The organism is Knoellia altitudinis (assembly GCF_042666355.1).
GTDB classification, from domain to species: Bacteria; Actinomycetota; Actinomycetes; order Actinomycetales; family Dermatophilaceae; genus Knoellia; species Knoellia altitudinis.
Genome location: NZ_JBHTDK010000001.1, coordinates 2,532,867 through 2,555,449 on the forward strand (window position 1 = coordinate 2,532,867; position 22,583 = coordinate 2,555,449).

Below are 22,583 nucleotides of genomic sequence, written 5' to 3' on the forward strand. Positions count from 1 at the left end.
CCCGACGCTAGCCGACCCACGGCATACCCTCGCTCCATGGCCCTCCCCGTGATCCTCGACGTCGACACCGGAGTGGACGACGCCTGCGCCCTGGTCCTGGCGACCCTGCACCCCGACCTGGACCTGCGCGCCGTCACCTGTGTCGGCGGGAACGCCCCTCTGCCCGATGTCGTCCGCAACACCCTCACCGTGCTCGAGGCCTGCAGCACGACCTCCGTCCCGGTCGCCGCCGGTGCCTCGCACCCCCTCCTGGAGCGACCGGTCGATGCCCGTCACGTCCACGGCGACGACGGGATGGCCGATCTCGGCTGGCCCGCTCCCCAGGGTGCCGCCGACCCGCGCCACGCGGTCGACGTGCTGCGCGAGACGGTCGATGCCGCAGCCGCCGAGGGCACCCCGGTCACGCTCGTGCCACTGGCCCCGATGACCAACGTCGCGCTGTTCGCGCGCATGTATCCCGAGTCGTTCGCCCGCATCGAACGTATCGTCTTCATGGGGGGCGGGGCGATGGTGAGCAACGCGACGGCCTCGGCGGAGTTCAACGTCTTCCACGACCCCGAGGCCACGGCCGTGGTGCTCGACGCGAGCGTCGACCACCACGTGCCCGTCACGATGTACGGCCTCGACGTGTTCTACGGCCCGCAGGTCACCCTCGCCGAAGCCGATGAGCTCGCCGAACTCGACGAGCGTGGACCGGGTGCCCTCGGCGCGGGCCTCGTCCGCTTCATGAGCCGGCGCTTCGACAAGGGCAGTGCCTCGATCGGAGACGCCGGTGCGGTGGCCCTTCTCGTCGACCCAGATGCCGTCCGGACCGAGCGACTGCCGGTCCGGGTCGAGCTGGCCGGCACCTGGACCCGGGGCCGCACCATCGTCGACACCCGCGACTGGACCGGCGACATGGACCACGACCCGCACGGCCTGGCCCACGCGCATGTCGACGTCGCCCTCGAGATCGACGGGCCCCGCGTCGCGGGGCTCTGGCTCGACACGATCAGGAGTGCCCGCTGATGGGGCGCGTCATGGTGTTCGGATCGCTCAACGTCGACCTCGTCACCCGCGTCGAACGCCACCCCAGCCCCGGAGAGACCCTGCTCGGCGAGGGCCTCGACCGGCTGGCCGGCGGCAAGGGAGCCAACCAGGCCGTCGCGGCCGCCGCAGCGGGTGCCGAGGTGCTCATGGTCGGATGCGTCGGCGACGACAGTGGAGGCGCGGCCTACGTCGAACGCCTGCGCCGCAAGGGGATCGACGTCTCCCGGGTCCGCACCGTCCCCGGCGAGCCCAGCGGCCACGCCCTCATCGCCGTCGACGACCGCGGGGAGAACACCATCATCGTCATCCCCGGAGCCAACGACGCGCTCGACCACACCGAGATCTCCGCCGTCGACGCGCTCGGTGCGGGCGACGTCCTCCTCCTCCAGCTCGAGGTGCCGCTCACGGTGGTCTGTGCTGCCGCCCGACGCGCGGCGCACCTCGGCGCGCGGGTCGTCATCAACACGGCGCCGTATGCCGCCCTCCCGCCCGACGTCGTCGCCCTCGCCGATCCGGTGGTCGCCAACGAGCACGAGATGGTCGCGCTCGCCGAGTCCGGGGCCGAGCCCGCATCGCTGCTCGTGACCTTCGGCGCGAACGGCGTCACCTGGGACGGCGAGACCACCCCCGCCCACGACGTCCCCCCGGCCGAGGTCGCCGACACCACCGGAGCCGGAGACGCCTTCTGCGGCGCTCTCGCAGCAGCCCTCGCCACCGGCGCAGATCGCGCAGCAGCTCTCGACTCCGCGTTGGCAGCAGGAGCCGCAGCCGTCCGCCACCCAGGAGCGCAACCCGACCCAAGGCTGGGAGCCTGACGAGAGGAGCGGAAAGGCGTCTGTTCGCCGCCGGCTGGGCCTGGCGGGAGCGCGCAGTGCGCTCAGCGCGCGAAGCGCGGATGGGACAGCGGCGAACAGACGCATTTCCGCGAGGTGCGCGCGGCACCAAGGCGGACGTCTACGCGGGGGAGACGATGAGGGCGACGGGGGAGCCGCCGACGCGGGTCAGGACGACGGTGGCCTGCTCACCACGACCGGCCTTGGTGCCGATCCTGAGGTCGCGCCGCAGCTGCTCGTCATCGAGCCGCACCCCGCGCTTCTTGATCGTCAGCCCGGTGATGCCGTGTTCGCGCAGCCAGGCACGCAGGGTCTTGACGCCGAAGGGCATCGCCTCGTGGACGGCATACCGCCGGGTGTAGGCGAGCGGGACGTTGCGTGAGGTGAGGACGTAGCCGGTGCCCTCGTCGGACTCCGTCCCCTCGGTGGCCCGGGTCACGGCGCCCACGAGACCTGCCCGGATGACGGCCTTGTCGACGTCGTGGAGCCAGCCGCCCACCTCGCGCAGGGACGTGGCGGTGGGTGGCACGGGGTCCGACATCGACTCGGTGACGACGACCGGCGTCGAGTCCGGCCCCATGACCCGGGCGGTGCGACCCGGCGTCGTCGCGAGCGGTCCCCACCAGACGGCGCACTCGACGACGTCGCCGGCCCACGAGGTCCACTGGGCCTCGGCGCCGTCGGGGATCGCGGCATGGTCGAAGCCCGGGCTGAGCTTGACGCCCGTGGCGGGAACCACTGCGGCAACCTGCTGGACGAAGTCCCACGACGGCGAGAGCTCGTCAAGCCGGAAGGTCCGCCGGGTCCGGCCGGTGATGTCGGCGACCCCCCGGGTGCGGCGTGCCGGGTCGAGCCACGCACCGACCCGGTTGCGGCCCGGGTCGACCCCGAACTCCGCGTCCTCGGCATGGCCGACGCGGGCGCGCGAGTCCGGCCACGGCCGCAGGTTCGCGTCGGCGACGGCGGCGGTGACCGGGTCGGAGTCGACCGCTCGCACGGTCACACCGAGGGAGGACAGGGTCACGGCGTCGGCCCCGATGCCACAGCCGAGGTCGTGGACGGTCGCCAGGCTCGCCCGGCTGAACCGGTGTGCGTGCGCGACCGCGACCTCGAGCCGCGTGGCCTGCTCGAGGCCGTCGGGGGTGAAGAGCATGTCGGAGGCGAAATCCCCGAACTTCGCGGTCGCCTTGGCGCGCAGGCGCTGTTGGGTCAGGGCGGCGGCGGCGAGCTCAGGCGGGTGGCCCGCACGGCGGAGCTGGTCCTGGAGGGTGAGGGCCGAGGAGCCGTTGTAGGGAGGGAGTGAACGGAGGAGCTCCTGTCCCTCGGGGGCAGTCAGTGCCCTCACCGTGCTCACGTCCACTCGCCCACCCTCTCACTTCGCGCTCGCCGCTCGTCCCGCGAGTCTCGGGGAACGAGCGCCCGCTGGGCGACCAGAGATGCCCGCGAGGGAGGAGCTCAGCTGGCGAAGCTCATCGCCTGCCACCCCGACCCGATCTGGACGCGCGAGCTGACACCGCCCGTGCCGTCGCCCAGGTGGACCCACAGCCGGCCGCCGCTGTCTCTGGTGAACACGTCCGTGCGGCGGTCGCCGTTGAAGTCGCCAGGTCCGGAGAGGGCGGTGAAGCTGCCCCAGGTCACGTGCCGCTTGCCCAGGTAGGTCCCGCTCGCGGAGAACCGCAGCAGATGCAGCGCGCCTGTCCGGTGGCTGCCGACGAGGTCCGCACCGCCGTCTGCGTCGAAGTCCCCGACGGCGTCCAGCTCGCGGTAGTCCTGCCACCCGGAGCCCTTGCTGACCTTGGGGAGGAGGGTTCCGGCGCCGTTGGAGCGGTGCAGCCACAGGGTCCCTGACGTGTCGCGTGCCAGGAGGTCCACGTGCCCGTCGCCGTCGAGGTCGCCGGGTGCGAGGACCGTGTCGAAACCCTGCCAGCCCCCGCTGATGCTGCTGCTCGAGACGATCCGGCCGGTGCCGTCGCCCTTGTGCAGAGTGAGGGTTCCCGCCGCGGAACGCGTGAGGAGGTCGGGCATGCCGTCCCCCGAGAAGTCTCCCGGCGCAACGATCTCGGGCGAGGCGGGGAAGCCTGTGGCGATGGCTGTTCTGGGCAGCAGGCCGCCCCGGCCGTTGCCGTGGTAGTTCCACAGGTTCCCTGAGGCGTCACGGGCGATGAGGTCGGAGAAGGCGTTGCCGGCGAAGTCGGTCCCCACCGACGAGCCCACCGGGATGAACCAGGTCGAGCGCAGGTTGAGGGTGCCGCGGAAGGTCTCGGCACCGACGCTGCGGGTCCCTGCACTGCCGGTGAGGACGACGGAGGTGGCCCGCCCTCCGAAGAAGGCGCCTCTGGCGTCCCGGGAGAACGTCATCGAGCGGAACGTCCCGATGCTCGGCCAGGCATTCTCGATCGCCGTCACGGGCATCGTCAGGTAGGACCACGTGTCAGGCGCCTCGGCGTAGACGCCGTCGTAGGGGTCGGCCTTGGCGACCTGGTAGGGGACCGAGGTGCCGACGACCTGGCCGCCGTTGGTCGAGCTGAACTCGGTCATCGCGATGGCCGTGCCGTACTTGCGCACCTGACCGGACGTCGCCTTGACGGCGGCGTCGGAGTTCGGGTGCTCCGGGTTGGAGCTGGTCAGACCGGGATAGACCTGGCACGAGGTGGTGTCGCAGATGTCGAAGCCGTCCGGGCTGCCGAGCCGCGCGCCGGTGTAGGACCGAGCGGCGACAGCCTGCGCCTTGACGGCCTCCAGCGCCCAGGAGGCGGGCATCTCCGCCGGCACCACGGAGCGCAGGTAGTTGTCCATCGCCAGGACGTTGACGGTCGCGAAGGTGTTGACGGTGGTGCCACCTCGCAACGTCACCGGGGTCGCCCGCAGGCCACCGCGGTAGGCGCGGTTGCCCGACGGGGTCCGCAGGGTGAGGACCGAGGCGGCCAGCGAGCCGTCGCCCACGAAGGTGAGGTGCCTTGCCGTCACGAAGCCGGAGCAGGCGCTCGCCAGTGGCCACCAGCCCGTGGACCCGGAGGACTTGGTGTAGTAGCCCTCGACCTTCCAGCCGGCGGTCGTGCGGCTCGTCCGCCAGGACACGGCGTTCGAGGGTGTCAGGGAGGTCGTGCACGTCCCGTCGGTGAGCGTCAGGCCTGCCTCGCCCGCGACCACGGTGGCGCCGCTGCCCATGGCGGTGAGCCGCACGCGGACCTCGGGGTTGCCGATGCTCGCCGTGGTCGTGCCGGGGTAGTAGAAGTCGAGGATCTGGGCGACCGTGCGCCCCTGGCTGGCCGCGCCCCGGGCGCCCCACTGCGACATCCCTCGCCCGTGGCCGAAGCCCCGCCCGGTCAGCCCGACCACCGGGGCGGTGGCTGCGGCGCCGGCCGCGGCGGTCGGGGCGGTTGCCGTCCTCGAGCTGTCAGGACCGGGCCGGGTGGCCAACGTGTCGGCCACCGGCGCCTCGGAGACCGCTGCCCGGGCCGCCTGCGCAGGACGCGTCGTCGAGTCCCGGACCACGGCGGACGAGGTGCTCGCTGCAGCGGTCATCGGCGCCGCAAGAAGGATTGCGGCGGCAGCGACCGAGATGAGGCGGGTCATGAGTCAGCTTCCCCCAGGGTGCGGCGACGACAGCCAGTGCGCGGGCACACGCCGCCCCTGCCGATCAGAGGGTCGTGCTGCTGGCACTTTTCCACACATAGGGCGTCGTGGTCGACACCTTGACGAGACCGGATCGCTCGAGGATCGGGCGGGAGAACTCGGTGGAGTCGCTGTTGATCCACTTCTTGCCCTGCGCGATGGCTGAGCGCGCGCGAGCAGCCGTGAGGGCGCGGTAGATCCCGCGACCGCGGTACTCCGGCCTCGTGGCTCCACCCCAGATGCCGGCGAAGTCGGTGCCCTCGACCGCTTCGAGGCGACCGGCGCTCACGATCGTGCCGGCCTCCTCGGCGACCCAGAGCTCCATGTCGGTGCGGGTGCGGAACCGGTGGATGATCTCCTCGTAGTGCGCCTCGGTCTCGGCCGGGTCGTCCCCGAACACCTGGCACTGCATGTCGACCATGGCCCGGACGTCTGACTCGTCACGCACCTCGCGCACGGTGACACCGTCCGGCAGCTCGAGGTCGAGCGCCAGGAGGGCAGCGTCGCCGATCATCACCGACTCGGTCTCGTCCGCCTCGAACCCGGCGTCGACGAGGGCGTCGTGCAGGCCCGGAGCGTGGTCGTGACCCCGGGTCTTCCACTCGACCGCGGTGACCTCCGGCGTCGCGCGATAGTGGTCCAGCACGGCCGCGACGAGCGCACGAACCGACTCCTGTGTCGCAGGTCCGGCCGGTGTGCCGAGCTCGCGGTAGGTGACGAACCCGCGCCCGCCGACGTAGGTCGCGAGGACCAGCGGACCGAGCTCGGAGACACTCACCGCCGATGGGACCTCGGCCTCGCGACGAAGCTGGTCGTCGTAGGCCTGGAGCAGGGCGGGGGCGTCGATGTCGGTCATGGTGGTGACCCTTGCCCTCGCGCGCCCCGGCCGCAAACGCTTTTCGACCGCCCTGCGCCCTCAGCGAACACGAGGACAACCTTTGGCACTCGAGTTGACCGAGTGCTAACCGGCGACCTAGATTTGAGTCGTTGGCACTCGCCAGGTGTGAGTGCCAGCGCAGGCGGACCGGCTCGACCCCCGCGACGGCGTGTCGGATCCACAGTTCTGCGCACTTTGCAGCTCATCTGTCCACCTTCGACTCATCCCAAAGGGGAGGTCACACAGTGTCGGTTTCCATCAAGCCGCTCGAGGACCGCATCGTCATCAAGTCGCTCGAGGCCGAGCAGACGACGGCATCCGGTCTCGTCATCCCGGACACCGCGAAGGAGAAGCCCCAGGAGGGCGAGGTCCTCGCGGTCGGCCCCGGTCGCATCGACGACAACGGCAACCGTGTCCCGCTCGACGTCAATGTCGGCGACAAGGTCATCTACAGCAAGTACGGCGGCACCGAGGTCAAGCACGGCGGCGAGGAGTACCTCATCCTCTCCGCGCGCGACGTCCTCGCCGTCGTTTCCTGATCTCAGCCTGAACGACCGCTTGGTTTTCATCTGAACCACCACGTATGCCGTGGGCCCACCTCCCACGGTGAGCCCACGGCATACGTGCTTCTGCCCGGCAACGCACCACCACTGACTACTGAAGGACACACATGGCCAAGGAACTGGAGTTCAACGACTCCGCCCGCAAGGCGCTCGAGCGTGGCGTCGACGCCCTCGCCAACGCCGTCAAGGTGACGCTCGGTCCCAAGGGCCGCAACGTCGTCATCGACAAGAAGTGGGGCGCCCCCACGATCACCAACGATGGCGTGACCATCGCCCGCGAGATCGAGCTCGAGGACGCCTACGAGAACCTCGGCGCCCAGCTCGCCAAGGAGGTCGCGACCAAGACCAACGACGTCGCCGGTGACGGCACGACGACCGCGACGGTCCTCGCCCAGGCCATGGTCCGCGAGGGCCTGCGCAACGTCACCGCCGGCGCGGCTCCGGCCGGTCTCAAGCGCGGCATGGACAAGGCCGTCGACGCCGTGTCGGACAGGCTGCTCGAGACGGCCCGCGAGGTCGACGGCAAGGACGAGATCGCCTCGGTCGCCTCCCTCTCCGCCCAGGACCCGGAGATCGGCGCCACGATCGCCGACGCGTTCGACAAGGTCGGCAAGGACGGCGTCATCACCGTCGAGGAGTCCTCGACCGCCTCCACCGAGCTCGAGTTCACCGAGGGCATGCAGTTCGACAAGGGCTACATCTCGCCCTACTTCGTCACCGACCCCGAGCGCATGGAGGGTGTCCTCGAGGACGCCTACGTCCTCATCAACCAGGGCAAGATCTCGGCGATCGCCGACGTCCTCCCGATCCTCGAGAAGGTCGTCCAGTCGGGCAAGCCCCTCGTGATCATCGCCGAGGACATCGACGGTGAGGCACTGTCGACGCTCGTCGTCAACAAGATCCGCGGCACGTTCAACGTCGTGGCCGTCAAGGCTCCGGGCTTCGGGGACCGCCGCAAGGCGATGCTCCAGGACATCGCCGTCCTCACCGGTGGCCAGGTCATCGCCGAGGAGGTCGGGCTCAAGCTCGACCAGGCCGACCTCACGGTCCTCGGTCAGGCGCGCCGCGTCGTCGTCACCAAGGACACGACCACGATCATCGACGGCTCGGGCGACTCCTCCGAGGTCACCGGCCGGGTCAACCAGATCAAGGCCGAGATCGAGCGCACCGACTCCGACTGGGACCGCGAGAAGCTCCAGGAGCGCCTCGCCAAGCTCGCCGGTGGCGTCTGCGTCATCAAGGTCGGTGCCCACACCGAGGTCGAGCTCAAGGAGAAGAAGCACCGCATCGAGGACGCCATCTCGGCGACCCGCGCGGCCATCGAGGAGGGCATCGTCGCCGGTGGCGGCTCCGCCCTCATCCAGGCCGTCAAGGTCATCGACACGCTCGGCCTCGAGGGCGACGAGAAGGTCGGCGCCACCATCGTGCAGAAGGCCGCGGCCGAGCCGCTGCGCTGGATCGCCGAGAACGCCGGTCTCCAGGGCTACGTCGCCGTCGCCAAGGTCGCCGAGCTGGAGCCGGGCATGGGCCTCAACGCCGCGACCGGTGAGTACGAGGACCTCGTCAAGGCCGGCGTCATCGACCCGGTCAAGGTGACTCGCTCCGCGCTGCGCAACGCCGCGTCGATCGCGTCGATGGTCCTCACCACCGACACGCTCGTCGTCGAGAAGAAGGTCGACGAGGAAGCCGGGGCCGGCCACGGCGGCGGCCACGGCCACTCGCACTGAGCCTCACCTGAGGCCTCATGGCCCACCCGCAAGAAACGCGTATGCCGCGTGCTCCCGTACAGGGGGAGCACGCGGCATACGCGTCTCTGCAGGTGCTTGACCCGACTTTGTCCCGCTTGACCCCGGATGCCAGCCGGGGTCAGGCGGAGCATTATCGGGTGACCCGATAATGCTCCGCCTGCCCGAGTGTCAGGTGACGGTGACCGTCACCGTCGCGAGCGTGTCGTTGCGACTGTCACCGACGAGGACGCGGGCCGTGTAGGTCCCGGGAGTCGCCCAGGCGTGCGAGCCGGTGAGGGTGGCCGTGCCGTCGGCACCGACCGTCACGGTGGCGTCCGTGGTGGGGCTGCCGTCGCCCCAGGCGACGCGGGCGGTGTAGCCCGTTGCCGCCGGCACGCCACCGGTGACCGTGCCGAGCGTCACCGAGGAGGCGACACCCGCCTTCGCGGTCGCACCGGTCGCCGGGGTGACCGTGATCGGAGCGCCGTTGTCGGCGACCGCGAACACGTGGATTCGACCTGCTGAGCGGGGGTCGCCGCTCTGGGTCGGCAGGGTCACCGACGCCACGGTCTTGCCCGCGGGGATGGTCAGCGGCACGGTCGCGAACAGCTTGAGGTGGCAGCCGTCCGTGCTCGTGCCGTTGAGCCTCGACGTCATCTCGACGGCGATCGTGTTGCCGAACTGGGCCGAGCCACACCAGTCTCCGTACTGGATCGGGTATGCCGTGGTGGTGCCGTCCGTGAACGTCACCGTGCCGACGGTGTCCTGGTTCCGCTGGGTGGCCGTGCCGATGAGGCTCAGCTTGGTGGCACCCGGGGCGAGGGTGATGGGCAGTGTCTGCCCGGCTCCGGTGGCGTTGTCGTTCTCACCGGCAGGGATCGCCGGCATCGACCAGCGCAGGTCGGTGCCCGGGACCGTGAGGAGCTTGCCCGGTGAGGCACCTGCCTCGACGAGGGCCGGACGCGAGATGCCTGCCTGACCGCCGTCGCACTTGCTCAGCTCACCGGGGTCACCGATGCACACGAGGTTGAAGCCCGAGGCGTACGACGGCACGACGGCCTGGTGGACCGTCACGCCTCCGATGCTGCTGACCGTGCCCTTGCTGTCCTTCACGGTGACGACGGTCTCGTAGTAGCCCGGCTCCGCGTAGGTGTGCGCACCCTTGACCGAGTAGGACCCGAGGTCGCCCGCCGTGATGGTTCCGGCGGAGGTGGCGCCGTCACCCCACGCGATGGTGGCCGAGTAGTCGGCCGCCGATGTGCCCTTGCCGCCGGAGAAGGTGCCGACGTTGCCGCCGATCTCCTGGCCCTCGATGCCTTCGAGGCTGGTTGAGGCGCTCACCTTGACGCCGGTGTTCTGCGCCTTGGAACCATCGGTGAGGAACTCGACCTCGGACAGGGTCGGCGTCCCGGTGCTCGCCGTGACGACGAGTCGGTATGCCGTGTAGGTGCCGGGCGTGGCGATCTTAAAAGGCCGCGTCTGCGTGCGCCAGGCGAAGCTCTGGCCGGTGCGGCTGTCGATCGTCTCCCAGGTCCTGCCGTCCTTGCTGCCCTCGACCCGCCACGCGGAGGGCTCTCCCGCGGCGGCGCCGTTGGTCAGCGAGTAGAACGTGGCGCGCTGGCCGATGCCGGACAGCGAGTACGTCACCGACGGCGTGGCCGTGCTGAACGTCGTCGACGTCGTGGAGCTGTTGTCGAACAGGGCGCCCGGGGTGGTCGCCGTCGGTGCGGTGATGGTGCCCGCGTTGGGCCCGGTCGCGTCCCGCAGGGGAGCCGGGAGGGCGTCGCCCTTGGTCACCGACGGCGGGGCCGCGTTGGCCTTGGTGCCGTAGTCGGACGGCGTGGCGCCCATGGCGAAGTCGATCGTCGTCGGACCCGCGAGCTTGTCGTGCGGGATCGAGACACCGTTGTGCCCCTCACCGTTGACGGTGAGCTTCTGCACGTAGATGTTGCGCTCCGAGTTGTTCGGGGCGTTGACGACGAGGTCTCCCTTGGTGCGGTGCACGGTCGCCTTGGTGAACTTCGGCGAGCCCACGGCCCACTGAGCCGATCCGACCTGGAGCGGGTAGATGCCGAGCGAGGAGAGGGTGTTCCAGGCCGACTGCTCGCCGTTGTCCTCGTCACCCGGGTAGCCCTGGCCGATGTCGCCACCGACGTAGAGGCGGCGCAGGATCTCGCGCACCGTCTCGGCGGTCCGGTGGTGCTTGCCGGTCCAGTTGTACATGTAGGGGATGTGGTGCGAGACCTGGTTGCTCATCCCGAACATGCCCATCCGGACGTCGCGGGCCTCGGTGATCTCGTGGATGATCCCGCCGTAGCTCCCGGGCTTGGTCCCGGTCTCGGGCGTCGAGTAGAACTCGTCAAGCTTGTCGGCCAGCGCCTCGCGTCCTCCGAGGAGGTTGGCGAGCCCGTTGCCGTCGTGCGGGGCGTGGAACGCGAAGTTCCAGCCGTTGGTCTCGGTGTAGCCGCCACCCCAGACCTCGGGGTCGAAGTTCGGCGCGAACTCACCATTGGCAGAACGCACCCGCAGGAACCCGTTCTCGGGGTCGAAGTGGTTCGTGTATGCCGTGGAGCGCTTGAGGAAGTACTCGGACTCCTCCTTGAGCGTGGCCTGCCGTGCCGCCGGGACGCTGGGGTCCGTGGCGAGCTTGGCTGCCTGGTTGCCGATGCCGAAGTCGTTGATCATTCCCTCGAGGCCCCAGGACACGCTCTCGTGCGTGCTCTCGGGGGTGAAGCCGAGGAACGTCGACGACGCGAGGCCCTTGCGTCCCACGCCCGAGGACGAGGGAAGCACGGTGGCGTTCTTGAGTGCCGCGTCGTAGGTGCCGACCTTGTCCGGCAGGGCCACGCCCTTGACGAAGGCGTCGGCGAACGAGACGTCGGAGCTGGTGCCCGTCATGAGGTCGGCGTAGCCCGGGGAGGACCAACGCGCGACCCATCCACCGTCGCGGTACTGCTGGACGAAGCCGTCAGCGATCTCGGCGGCGATCTCGGGGTAGAGGAGCGAGTAGGCCGGCCACACGGTCCGGTAGGTGTCCCAGAAGCCGTTGTTGACGTAGATCTTGCCGTCCTTGACGGGGGCGTTGGTCGTCGTCGCCGTGGCGCTGCCCGACTTGGCCGACACCGGGCTCGCGTACTGGTAGCGAGGAGCGTCTGCCGTGCCGGTGTTCTCGAACTGGCTGTTCGGGTAGAGGTTGAGGCGGTAGAGGTTCGAGTAGAGCGTGCGCAGGTCGGCGTCGCTCGCACCCTCGACCTCGACGACCGAGAGGCGCTCGTCCCACTTGGCCTTGGCGTCGCCCTGCACGTCGTTGAACGTGCGTCCGGCGAGCTCGAAGCCGTGGTTGCGCTTGGCCTGGTCGAGCGAGATGAACGACGTCGCGAGCCGCAGCTCGACGTCGCGGTCGGCCGTCGTGTCGAACTTCGCGTAGCGGGTGCCGGTGTGCCCGTTCGGGGCCACTCCGGTCGCCGTGGCGGCGCGGTCGAACGTGCCGTGCACGAACATGCGGCTGCGACCCACGGAGAGACCGCTGCCGTTGTCGACCCAGCCGCTCATCGTGCCTGCAGCGGCGTCGACGGTGAAGGTGCCGTTGTTGTCGACGGTGTCGAAGACGAGGTTGCCGGTGGGGGCCGAGGCCGGGAAGGTGAAGCGGTAGACGCCACCGTGGTCCGCGGGTGCGGTCTCGGCGATGAGCCCGCCGTCGAGGTTCACGCGGTAGTGGTCCGGGCGGGCGACCTCATCGGTGTGGTCGAAGGGGATGGCCCGTCCAGAGGCGCTTCCGGTCGGCACGCCCTGGGCGATGGAGGGCATGACCGACATCTGGTTGCGGTCACCCATCCAGGGGGACGGCTCGTGCGAGATGCCGAGACCCTGCAGGGTCGGGCGGTTCTGCGCGTTGTTGCCCTGCTGCCAGTAGTACTGCCAGGACTGGGAGTTGGCGTCCGTGACCGGGGTGAAGAACGTGAAACCGTTGGGGACGGCGCTGATCGGCAGGTTGTTGCCTCGCGAGAACGACCCGCTGGAGTTGGTTCCGCGACGCACGTCAACGGCATACGTCGGGCTGGAGCGGTCGAGCGCTGCCGGAGCGGGGTCGACCTTGATGTCGTCGACCCATCCGCTGAAGGTCGTCTCCTTCGTGGGCTTCGCGGTGTTGTCGTAGCCGAGGAGGATCGCGTCGATCGTCTTGCCCTTGGCCTGGGGGCCGAGGTCGATGACGACCGAGTTCCACTGCGACGCATAGAGGATCTTGCCGACGCCCTGTCCGTTCGGCGAGGCCGACGTCCGGTAGCTGTCGGTGGCGCCGAGCGCGGAGAGAAGGGTGCCGTCGGTGAACCGCAGGTCGACGGCCGTGTAGGTCGACGGGTAGGTCAGGTCGCCCGACACCATCTCGGGGAGGATCTTGTAGGTCAGCTGGGACCGGTCGCCGACCGGGACGTCCACGTCGAACAGGCGGTTCCAGGCGAAGCCGCGGCCCTCGGCCGTGTGACGGCCGCCGTAGCGCATCGACTTGACGCCGGTCCACCCGACGAGGGGCTTGATGTTGAAGCCGGAGCGGGGCCCCGAGCCCACCGTGGTGGACATGGGGAGGATCTCGGTCGGGTTGGACTCGATGTCACCGAAGAGACCCCAGTCCGCGAGCTGCACGATGTTGCCGCTCTGGTTGGCCGTGACGTTGAGGCGGTAGAAGCCGTAGTCGCCGGGCGTCGTCACCGTGAAGGTCCGCTTGACCTTGCGGCCCGAGAAGGTGACGCCGCTGCGCTGGTCGATGTCGACCCAGGTCGTGCCGTCCGTCGAGCCCTGCAGGGTGACGTTGCGGGGGTCCCGCTCGGGGGCGTCGTCGGCGGAGGTCATGGACCAGGTGAGGGCGCGCTTGGCTCCCGAGAGCTGGTAGCGGACCCAGCCGGTCGAGGCGAAGGCGAGCCACTTCGTGTCCGGGTTGGCGTCGGCGAGGTTGGACGCCACCTCGCCCGGCGCGTTCTGGGCACTGGCCGTGACGCCGGTGACCGAGCCCAGGAGGCTCCCGTCCGCGGCGGCGCCACCAGTGACGTTCTGCTGACGCGGTCCGGTCGGCTCGACCTCGACCGTGGACTGGAGGGGCTGCGGCTGACCGGTCTCGAACGAGGTCGACCACTCACCTCCCTCCACGGCTGCTGTGGGTGCTGCAGGCGCGGCAGCGGGGGAGGCCGCGGCCGCGGACCCGGAGGCGGAAGCCCACCCGAGTGCGAGCGCTACGGCTCCTGCTGTCAGTCCTCTGGGAACGGCGGTGATGCGCATTCTTCCTCCGGGCTCGTCGTTGAGCGTCGACCGTCAGCTGTGACAGGTCTTCGCCCATGACCCTGTCTGTATGCCGCGCACTCCGCAATGCCCCTCCCGCACCTTGTCCGGTGAGGACATGTCATCGGACAAACCCACCCGCCAACGCACGACTTTGCCGGCTCACGTTGCTGTACAGCGTGGAATTTGGTGTGATCAGGGGTGTGACAGCGTTGTCAGGTAAACGGACATCCGCCCGGCCCACCATGGCGGACGTGGCCGAGGAGGCCCATGTGTCCGTCAAAACAGTCTCGCGTGTCGTCAACCGCGAGCCGGGGGTGCGTCGGGACACCGAGCTGCGCGTCAGGGGGGTCATCGACCGGATCGGCTTCATGCGACACGACGGTGCCCGGATCCTGCGTCAAGGGCGCACCCAGACCATCGCCCTCGTCGTCGAGGACCTCGCCAACCCCTTCTACTCCCAGATCGGAGCCGCGGTCGAGCGTGAGGCCAGGATTCGCCAGCACCAGCTCATCACCGCGTCCGCGGAGGGCTCGCCGACCCGCGAGCGCGTGGTGCTCGAGGGGCTCATCAACCGCCGGGTCGACGGTCTCGTCGTCGTCCCCGCGGGGGAGCGGCCGGCGACCGACCCGACCGTCTCTGCCAGCGGGACCCCGATCGTCTACGTCGACCGTCCGGTCCGGGGCGAGCCGTGCGACACCGTCATCAGTGACAACGCCGGCGGGGTCCGGAGCGCGGTCGAGCACCTCGTGGCCCATGGGCACCGCCGGATCGCCTTCCTCGGTGACAACGCCGAGTTCTGGACCGCCAGACAACGCCGAGAGGCGTTCGTCTCCATCCACGACGCCCTGGGTCTGCCTGGTGACACCCGGGTGGTCATGGGGCCGCACTCCTCCGAGGACCTCGTCGAGAGGCTCGGCGCCTGGGCCAGGGAGCGCACCCCGGTGACGGCCGTCATCACCGGCAACAACCGGGTCACCCTCGCGGCCCTTCACGCGATGCGGCAGGTGGGTGTCCAGATGGGCCTCGTCGGCTATGACGACTTCGAGCTCGCCGACCTCATAGAACCCTCCGTGACCGTGGTCCACCAGGACCCGACCTCCATCGGCCAGAAGGCCGTCCTCCAGCTCTTTGCCCGACTCCTCGGGGACGAGTCACCGGCTCAGACGGTCGTGATGCCGACCCGGCTCATCGTCCGGGAGTCCGGTCGGCTCCTGTCATCGCTCCCACCTCGGAAGGCCAAACCATGACCGACACGTCGACGAGCGCGGCTTCGGCCACGACCGCATCCTTGGCGCCCAACACTCCTCGCAGGTTCTATCGCGGCGGAGAGCGCATCCTGGCCTTCCGTGGCATCGACGTGGCGCCCGACTTCGACGGCTTCCGGCCCGAGGACTGGATCGGCTCGACGGCGCGTCTCTTTGCCGAGGGCGGCGGGGGAGGCACGGTCCTCGACGACGGGGTCGACCTGGCGCAGGCGTTCGCGACCGACGGCGCCGGATGGTTCGGTGAGGCGCACGTCGCGCGATTCGGCGGCAACCCCAACCTGCTCACCAAGCTGCTCGACAGCGGTGAGCGCCTGCCCGTCCACTCGCACCCGAGCCGCGAGTTCGCCGCGGCCCACCTCGACTGCGACAACGGCAAGACCGAGGCGTGGATCGTCCTCGTCGCCGAGCCCGGGGCCACGGTCTGGGTGGGGTTTCGGGAAGGGCTCTCCGACGCCGAGCTCGAGGACCTGGTGGATGCTCAGGACGACCGCCTCCTCGCAGCGCTCAACCCGATCACGGTGACGGCGGGTGATGCCGTCCTCGTGCCGGCCGGGCAGCCGCACGCCATCGGTGAGGGTGTCCTGATCCTCGAGCTCCAGGAGCCCACGGACTTCTCGGTCATGTTGGAGCACAGCCGTTTCGGGCTCGAGCTCGATCACGCCTTCCTCGGGCTCGAGCGATCGTTGGCCCTGCAGAGTGTCGACCACGGTCCGGTGAGCCAGGCGCGCATCGACTCCCTGCGCCGACGCTGGATCGACGTCGAGGGCGCTGGGCCGGCGCTGCCCGAGGAGGCCAGTGCCTACTTCCGGGCGGAGGTCGTGCGGCCGATGACGGGCGACGTCACCGTCTCGGCGGCATACGCCGCAGTCGTCGTGGTCGACGGCCGCGGGACGTTCACGTCCCACGACGGGACGCGCGACGTTCGTGCCGGCGACGTGCTGCTCGTCCCGCACTCCGCCGGCGACGTCACCGTGAGCGGGGCGGTCACCCTCATCCGTTGTATGCCGCCCGCCCCCTGAGGGTGAGCGCTGCGGTCACGCCTCGGCGATGATCGCGAACGTCTCGCCGGCATAGGTCACGGTGTCGCCGGGGCGCACCTGCCGGCCACGGCGGAGGTCGACCTCACCGTTGACCTGCACCTCGCCGGCCTCGACGACGGCTCGGGCGTCGGCGCCGTCCTCGACGACGGACGCGAACTTGAGGAGCTGGCCGAGGCGGATGCTCTCGCCGGCGATGGGGATCTCGGTGCGTGCCACCTGCCAAGGATAGTCGCGCATCTGCGTGGCCTAGGGTGCGAGGCATGCGCACGCTCGGAGTCCTCGGTGGGATGAGCTGGACCAGCACGGAGAGCTACTACCGGCTCCTCAACCAGGGTGTCGCCGCACGGCTCGGAGGTCTCCATTCCGCCCGCCTCCTGCTGCACAGCGTCGACTTCGCGCCGGTGGCGCAGGCGCAGCACGACGGTGACTGGGACACGACGCTGACGATCCTGTCGGAGGCCGCGCAGGGCCTGGCGCGCGGGGGCGCCGAAGGGCTCCTCCTCGCGACCAACACGATGCACAAGGTGGCCGACGAGCTCGAGCAGGCCTGCGGCATACCGTTGCTGCACATCGCCGACGCCACGGCCGACGCGATCCTGGCGGAGGGCACGAGTCGGGTGGGCCTGCTGGCGACGGCCTTCACGATGGAGCAGGACTTCTATGTCGGCCGGCTGCGGGCCAGGGGCCTCGACGTCATCGTCCCGGACGGACCACAGCGCGCCGAGGTGCACCGGGTCATCTATGACGAGCTGTGCCGCGACATCGTGCTCGCCTCCTCCCGTGACACCTATCGCGAGGTGATCGCGTCACTCGTCTCTCGAGGCGCCGAGGCCGTCATCCTCGGCTGCACCGAGGTCGCGCTGCTGGTCGGAGCGCAGGACAGCACGGTCCCCCTCCATGACACGACGCGGATCCACGCCGAGGCCGGCGTCGGTTTCCTGCTTGCCTGAGCACGGGCCGGGCCGAAGGTCCCGTCCCACAGATGAAGCCGGGCGGCTGGGAGCGTCCCTGGTCGCTCCCAGCCACCCGGCTGGTGCCGTTCCGATCGAGAGCGTCCCTGGTCGCTCCCGGCCATCCGGCCGTTCGTCACACGCGGCTGAGGTTGCGGTCAGCTCGCGAGCTCACGTTGGTTGAGGATGCGAATCCGCTCCTCCTCGGTCATCCCACCCCACACGCCGTAGGGCTCGCGCGAGGTGAGTGCGTGCTCGCGGCACAGCTTGAGCACGGGGCAGGTGTCGCAGACGGCCTTGGCGCGGTCGTCCCGGCTGCGGCGCTGGTTGCCGCGCTCGCCCTCCGGGTGGAAGAAGACCTCTGGGCTCACCTGGCGGCAGTGGCCGTCGAACTGCCACTCCCAGACATCGAGCGTCGGCTTGGGCAGTCGTGCGATGTCAGTCATGACCCCTCCTGTCCGTGGCTCCGACCCCGTCGTCGATCGCCGTCGTCGTTGCGCGCCCCTCGTGCGCAGGATCAGGCTAGGAACGGGTTGGCAAGGGCGGGGTCTGCTCCGGGTAAGAAGTTGGCAAAGTAGGATCGCCCGTTGCAAACGCGCAGGTCAGCGCCAGTTCGTGACAGGACTTTTCGCGAGACTGGCCCTGGGAGGCAGGCAGATCCTCGCTCGCCCGCCGCTGGTTCGGAGCCGAGGATTGGCTGCTCTAGACTTGGGCGATGAGCCTTGGTGTCGACCGTCACTCCACCCACCTCGAGGCCGAGCCCGCCGCTCCGGCGCCGGCACCCCTGCCCACCGATGCACCGGTCCCTTCTGGCGCCGAGGCCGCGCAGCCCGCCCTGCCGGCGCCTTTCGCCGCTCTCGGACTCACCTATGACGACGTCCTGCTGCAGCCCGGCGAGACCGACGTCATCCCGAGCGAGGTCGACACGACCTCCCGCGTCACCCGTGAGATCAGCCTGAGGGTGCCGCTGGTGTCCGCCGCCATGGACACGGTCACCGAGGCGCGGATGGCGATCGCCATGGCCCGCCAGGGCGGCCTCGGGATCCTCCACCGCAACCTGTCGATCGAGGACCAGGCCTACCAGGTCGACCTCGTCAAGCGCACCCAGACCGGCCGCATCTCCAACCCCGTGACCATCGGTCCGGACGCCACGCTCGAGGACCTCGACGAGCAGTGCGGCCGCTACCGCGTCTCCGGCCTGCCGGTCCTCGACGACGGACGCCACCTCATCGGCATCATCACCAACCGCGACCTCCGCTTCACCCCCGTCGCCGAATGGGCGACGACGCTCGTGCGCGACGTCATGACCCCCATGCCGCTCATCACCGGCTCCGAGGACATCAGCCACGCCGAGGCGACGAGCCTCCTGCGCCAGCACAAGCGCGAGCGGCTGCCCCTCATCGACGGAGAGGGCCGGCTCACCGGCCTCATCACCGTCAAGGACTTCGTGAAGTCCGAGCAGTTCCCGCACGCGAGCAAGGACGCCTCCGGACGTCTGCTCGTCGGTGCGGCGGTGGGCTACTTCGGCGACGCGTGGGAGCGTGCCACGACCCTCGTCGACGCCGGCGTCGACGTCCTCGTGCCCGATGTGGCCAACGGTCACGCGCGGCTCATGCTCGACATGATCAAGCGCCTCAAGAGCGACCCGGCGACCAGGCACGTCCAGATCCTGGCCGGCAACGTCGCCACCCGTGCGGGAGCCCAGGCCCTCGTCGACGCGGGCGCCGACGGTGTCAAGGTCGGGGTCGGACCGGGCTCGATCTGCACGACACGCGTCGTGGCCGGTGTCGGCGTCCCACAGGTGACCGCGATCTACGAGGCGTCGCTCGCCTGTCGGGCGGCTGGCGTTCCGGTCGTCGGTGACGGTGGCCTGCAGTACTCCGGCGACATCGCCAAGGCCCTCGTCGCCGGTGCCGACTCGGTGATGATCGGCTCGCTCTTCGGAGGGTGCGAGGAGTCACCCGGTGAGCTCGTCTTCGTGAACGGCAAGCAGTTCAAGGCCTACCGCGGCATGGGGTCGATCGGTGCCATGGCCTCGCGCGGCAAGAAGTCGTACTCCAAGGACCGCTACTTCCAGGCCGACGTCGCCAGCGACGACGAGCTGGTCCCCGAAGGCATCGAGGGCCGCGTGCCCTATCGCGGTCCCCTCGGTGCCGTCGTCCACCAGCTCATGGGCGGCCTGCACCAGTCGATGTTCTATGTCGGTGCCCGCACGGTGCCCGAGCTCAAGGCCAAGGGCCAGTTCGTCCGCATCACGACCGCGGGCCTCAAGGAGAGCCACCCGCACGACATCACCGGCATCGTCGAGGCACCGAACTACTCCTCCTCGCGCTGACCCTTCTGCGTCACACTGGGGTGACCAGCGGACGCAGGAGGACGCACATGGCCGACACCGGGACCCCCGACGACCTCGCAGGGCGGGTGCACGTCGACCTGCCGCGCATCACGGTCGACCAGATGACGACGAGCCAGGTCACCGACTCGCCGCCGGACCCCACGGGCGGCCGGGACGTCGAGGCCGAGTTCATGATCCGCCACTTCGGCTGACGGACCGCACGCCGGAGAACGTCAACGCGTGAGGGCGTCGCCCCAGCTGCTCAAGGCGATGCCGCCATCGCGCGTGCGGTCGACCGAGATCGCCGCGAGCATGGCGTGACCGACGGCCCGGGTGACACACTCGGCCGCGGCTGCCTGGAGGTGGACGAGGTCGAGGTCGCCGGGCGCTGCCCGCTCACCCGTCGCGAGGGTGAAGATCGTGTCTCCGTCGTATGCCGTGTGCACCGGAGACAGGGCCCTCGCCAGCCCGTCATGGCTCACCTCGGCCAGCTTGCGGCACTGCACCTTGCTGAGGGTGGCGTCCGTCGCCACCACTGCGATGGTCGTGGCCAGCCCGGCCCGCAGCTCTGCCTCGGCTGCGGCGAGGGCTTCCCAGTAGGCCTGTGCCGCTGTCTGATCCGGAGTAGGCGCGTGGGCGAACTCGTCTGCGAGACCGGAGCGGACGGCATACAGCGAACCGTCAGGAGCGCACGGTGAGCCCATCGCGTTGACGACCACGAGCGCTCCCACGGTGAGGCCGTCGACGATGGCGCTCGCGCTGCCGACGCCGCCCTTGAGCCCACCCGACCTTGCGCCTGTGCCGGCACCCACCGACCCCTGCGACACCGGGCCGTCGGCTGCGTCGCGCCAGGCCGCCGCGCCGTCCGCCGCCGTGGGTGTGTGGGTGAAGTCCCCACCACGCGCGAGGTCGAGGATGACGGCAGCCGGGACGATCGGCACCACCTGCGAGCTGTCGTCGGCGCTGACCGGCCACCCCGCTGCTTCGGCGTAGGCCGCCTGCATGACCCCGTCGGCGCTGGCGAGACCGAAGGCGCTGCCGCCGGCGAGCACCACCGCGTCGACCCGGTCGACGAGCCGGGTCGGGTCGAGGAGGTCCGTCTCTCTCGTCCCGGGTGCGCCGCCGCGGACGTCGACACCGCCGACCGTCCCGGGCGGTGGCACCACGACCGTGACGCCGGTGAGCCACCCCGGCTCGTCACGGGTCACCTGGCCGACGCGGACGCCGGCGACATCGGTGATGGCGTTGTGGCGGCCGGGTCGCGCAGTGTTCATGGGGTCAGCATGCCGAAGGCCGGCCCACCCTCGAGGGGTGGACCGGCCTTCGTCGTGCCAGCCGAGGTCAGTGCAGGATGACCGGGGGCGCCACGTCGGCGGCGTCCGCGTCGTCGAGCAGGTGGCTCTTCTCGTGCCGGCGCGGGAGGAAGGCCGCTGACACGAGGGTGAAGGCGACCATGATCGCCGCGACGAGGAAGGTGTTGCCGAAGACCTCACCACTCGCGTTGCGCACGGCGTCCTGCAGCGCGGCGGCTCCGGCGGCCGGGTCCGCGAAGCGCCCGAGGATCTCACCGACGAGGGGGAACCTCTCGAGCAGCCCGCCGGTCTGGGACGGGTCGACGCCCTTGCTGGCCTCGGCGAAGCCGCCCGCCTGCGAGACGAGAGGGTCGTTCTTCAGGCCATTGGTCAGGACGACCGAGATGATGGCGACCCCGATGGAGCTGGCGACCTGCTGCGAGATGTTGAGCAGCGTCGAACCGCGAGCCACCTGGTGCGCCGTGAGCGTCTTGAGAGCCGACGTCATGAGCGGCATCATCGTGGCACCCATGCCCAGCCCCATGACGAACAGCACGGGGATGAGGTAGCCCCAGTAGGACGTGTTGCCGTCGACCTGCGTCAGGGCGAACATGCCACCGGTGATGAGGACCAGTCCGACGGGGACGATGCGTCCCACCGGGATCTTGTCGGCGAGGACGCCGGCGATGGGCATGGTGAGCATGGCGCCGATGCCCTGCGGAGCGACGAGCAGCCCCGCGTCGAGAGCGCCCTCGCCGCGCACCTGCTGCAGGTAGGTCGGGACGAGGAGCAGTCCGCCGAAGAACGCCCCGGCGAAGATGAACATCGTGATCGTCGAAACCGTGAGGTTCTTGTTCTTGAACAGGCGCAGGTCGAGCAGCGGGTGCTCGGGCGTGAAGCTGTAGAACACGAACGCGATGATCAGCGCGAGGCCGATGCCGGTGAACCCGAGGACCTTGCCCGAGACGATCGTGCCCTCCTCGGGAATCGACGAGATGCCGTACAGGAAGGCCGCGAGGCCGGGGCTCATGAGGGCCATGCCGACGAAGTCGAAGGACTCGGACGGCTCGGGGCTGTCCGAGGCCAGCGCCCACCAGGCGTAGCCGAGGGCAGCGATGCCGAGCGGCAGGTTGATGAGGAAGATCCACTCCCAGGACACGGCGTCGATGAGGTAACCGCCCAGGATCGGGCCCAGGATCGGGCCGAGCAGCATCGGCACACCGAGGATGGCCATGAGGCGTCCCATGCGCGCCGGTCCGGCGGCCTTGGTCATGATCACCATGCCGAGGGGCATGAGCAGACCGCCACCGAGGCCCTGGATGACCCGGAAGAGGATGAGCATGTTGATGCTCGTGGCAGCGGCGCACAGGGCCGAGCCGAGCGTGAACAGGGTGAGCGCCGCCATGTAGAGGCGCTTGGTGCCGAAGCGGTCGGCCGCCCACCCGGTGAGCGGGATGACCGTGGCGAGAGCCAACGTGTAGGCCGTGACCGTCCACGCGACGGTGGAGTAGGGCAGCGGGTTGTCCTTGCCGGTGAAGGTGACCTGGAGGTCGGGGAGCGCGACGTTGACGACCGTGATGTCGAGGATCGACATGATGGCGCCGAGGACGACGACACCGGCGATCTTGAGGACCGCCCCGTCGATCTTCTCGGGGTACTCGATCTGGGCAGGGCTGGACAAACGGGGCTCCTCGAGAGCAAAGGGTGGGGGTTCGGCGTCGCTGCCGGGACGCGGGAGAGCCCGCTCCGCCATTGTGCTCCTGCCCGAACCCCCGGCGCCAGT

17 protein-coding genes are annotated in these 22,583 nt (G+C 70.0%); 9 read left to right on the plus strand and 8 right to left on the minus strand.

Annotated features, from left to right (window positions below):
• Window positions 1-36: 36 nt before the first annotated feature.
• On the plus strand, window positions 37-1,008 hold the full coding sequence (locus ACFQW8_RS12005) for a nucleoside hydrolase (RefSeq protein WP_380087628.1): 972 nt from the start codon (window positions 37-39) through the stop codon (window positions 1,006-1,008).
• The gene (locus ACFQW8_RS12010) at window positions 1,008-1,844 is read left to right on the plus strand and encodes a PfkB family carbohydrate kinase (RefSeq protein WP_380087630.1); all 837 of its coding nucleotides are present in this window, start codon (window positions 1,008-1,010) and stop codon (window positions 1,842-1,844) included. Before ACFQW8_RS12005 ends, ACFQW8_RS12010 begins: the two co-directional genes overlap by 1 nt.
• A gap of 139 nt (window positions 1,845-1,983) precedes the next feature.
• On the opposite strand, the gene ACFQW8_RS12015 is transcribed toward ACFQW8_RS12010, so the two are convergent.
• From ACFQW8_RS12015 to ACFQW8_RS12025, 3 genes are all read right to left on the minus strand, one after another.
• Entirely contained in the window at window positions 1,984-3,222 is a 1,239-nt protein-coding gene (locus ACFQW8_RS12015; RefSeq protein ID WP_380087631.1) for a class I SAM-dependent methyltransferase, read from the minus strand.
• Between the two features lie 95 nt (window positions 3,223-3,317).
• A complete protein-coding gene (locus tag ACFQW8_RS12020; protein ID WP_380087632.1) occupies window positions 3,318-5,438 on the minus strand; it encodes a SpoIID/LytB domain-containing protein in 2,121 nt (706 codons plus the stop codon).
• 64 nt (window positions 5,439-5,502) lie between these two features.
• Complete coding sequence (locus ACFQW8_RS12025) at window positions 5,503-6,333, minus strand: GNAT family N-acetyltransferase (protein ID WP_380087634.1); 831 nt, start codon at window positions 6,331-6,333, stop codon at window positions 5,503-5,505.
• A gap of 266 nt (window positions 6,334-6,599) precedes the next feature.
• Here ACFQW8_RS12025 and groES point away from each other — a divergent pair, with 266 nt between their 5' ends.
• Both groES and groL read left to right on the plus strand, forming a co-directional pair.
• Window positions 6,600-6,893, plus strand: a complete 294-nt coding sequence (gene groES / locus ACFQW8_RS12030) for a co-chaperone GroES (RefSeq protein WP_380087636.1) — start codon at window positions 6,600-6,602, stop codon at window positions 6,891-6,893.
• A gap of 131 nt (window positions 6,894-7,024) precedes the next feature.
• Window positions 7,025-8,644, plus strand: a complete 1,620-nt coding sequence (groL, locus tag ACFQW8_RS12035) for a chaperonin GroEL (RefSeq protein WP_380087638.1) — start codon at window positions 7,025-7,027, stop codon at window positions 8,642-8,644.
• Between the two features lie 189 nt (window positions 8,645-8,833).
• Here the strand turns inward: groL and ACFQW8_RS12040 are convergent, their stop codons facing one another.
• Window positions 8,834-13,786, minus strand: coding sequence for a GH92 family glycosyl hydrolase (locus ACFQW8_RS12040; RefSeq protein ID WP_380087640.1), 4,953 nt, complete (start codon window positions 13,784-13,786; stop codon window positions 8,834-8,836).
• 374 nt (window positions 13,787-14,160) lie between these two features.
• Here ACFQW8_RS12040 and ACFQW8_RS12045 point away from each other — a divergent pair, with 374 nt between their 5' ends.
• Together ACFQW8_RS12045 and ACFQW8_RS12050 are read left to right on the plus strand one after the other, a co-directional pair.
• Window positions 14,161-15,165, plus strand: coding sequence for a LacI family DNA-binding transcriptional regulator (locus ACFQW8_RS12045; protein WP_380087642.1), 1,005 nt, complete (start codon window positions 14,161-14,163; stop codon window positions 15,163-15,165).
• Window positions 15,162-16,202, plus strand: coding sequence for a class I mannose-6-phosphate isomerase (locus tag ACFQW8_RS12050; protein WP_380087644.1), 1,041 nt, complete (start codon window positions 15,162-15,164; stop codon window positions 16,200-16,202). The genes ACFQW8_RS12045 and ACFQW8_RS12050 overlap by 4 nt, the downstream gene beginning before the upstream one ends.
• A 15-nt stretch (window positions 16,203-16,217) precedes the next feature.
• On the opposite strand, the gene ACFQW8_RS12055 is transcribed toward ACFQW8_RS12050, so the two are convergent.
• On the minus strand, window positions 16,218-16,439 hold the full coding sequence (locus tag ACFQW8_RS12055) for an RNA-binding S4 domain-containing protein (RefSeq protein ID WP_380087645.1): 222 nt from the start codon (window positions 16,437-16,439) through the stop codon (window positions 16,218-16,220).
• A gap of 44 nt (window positions 16,440-16,483) precedes the next feature.
• On the opposite strand from ACFQW8_RS12055, the gene ACFQW8_RS12060 reads away from it, so the two are divergent.
• Entirely contained in the window at window positions 16,484-17,173 is a 690-nt protein-coding gene (locus ACFQW8_RS12060) for an aspartate/glutamate racemase family protein (protein WP_380087647.1), read from the plus strand.
• Window positions 17,174-17,331: 158 nt separating this feature from the next.
• On the opposite strand, the gene ACFQW8_RS12065 is transcribed toward ACFQW8_RS12060, so the two are convergent.
• The gene (locus ACFQW8_RS12065; protein WP_380087649.1) at window positions 17,332-17,619 is read right to left on the minus strand and encodes a WhiB family transcriptional regulator; all 288 of its coding nucleotides are present in this window, start codon (window positions 17,617-17,619) and stop codon (window positions 17,332-17,334) included.
• Window positions 17,620-17,888: 269 nt separating this feature from the next.
• Between ACFQW8_RS12065 and guaB the strand changes: the two genes are divergently transcribed.
• Both guaB and ACFQW8_RS12075 read left to right on the plus strand, forming a co-directional pair.
• On the plus strand, window positions 17,889-19,508 hold the full coding sequence (gene guaB, locus ACFQW8_RS12070; RefSeq protein WP_380087650.1) for an IMP dehydrogenase: 1,620 nt from the start codon (window positions 17,889-17,891) through the stop codon (window positions 19,506-19,508).
• Between the two features lie 47 nt (window positions 19,509-19,555).
• The gene (locus ACFQW8_RS12075) at window positions 19,556-19,720 is read left to right on the plus strand and encodes a hypothetical protein (RefSeq protein ID WP_380087653.1); all 165 of its coding nucleotides are present in this window, start codon (window positions 19,556-19,558) and stop codon (window positions 19,718-19,720) included.
• 21 nt (window positions 19,721-19,741) lie between these two features.
• Here ACFQW8_RS12075 and ACFQW8_RS12080 read toward each other — a convergent pair whose 3' ends face one another.
• Both ACFQW8_RS12080 and ACFQW8_RS12085 read right to left on the minus strand, forming a co-directional pair.
• Entirely contained in the window at window positions 19,742-20,782 is a 1,041-nt protein-coding gene (locus tag ACFQW8_RS12080) for a P1 family peptidase (RefSeq protein ID WP_380087656.1), read from the minus strand.
• A 67-nt stretch (window positions 20,783-20,849) separates the two neighbouring features.
• A complete protein-coding gene (locus ACFQW8_RS12085) occupies window positions 20,850-22,481 on the minus strand; it encodes a DHA2 family efflux MFS transporter permease subunit (RefSeq protein WP_380087658.1) in 1,632 nt (543 codons plus the stop codon).
• Between the last annotated feature and the right edge of the window lie 102 nt (window positions 22,482-22,583).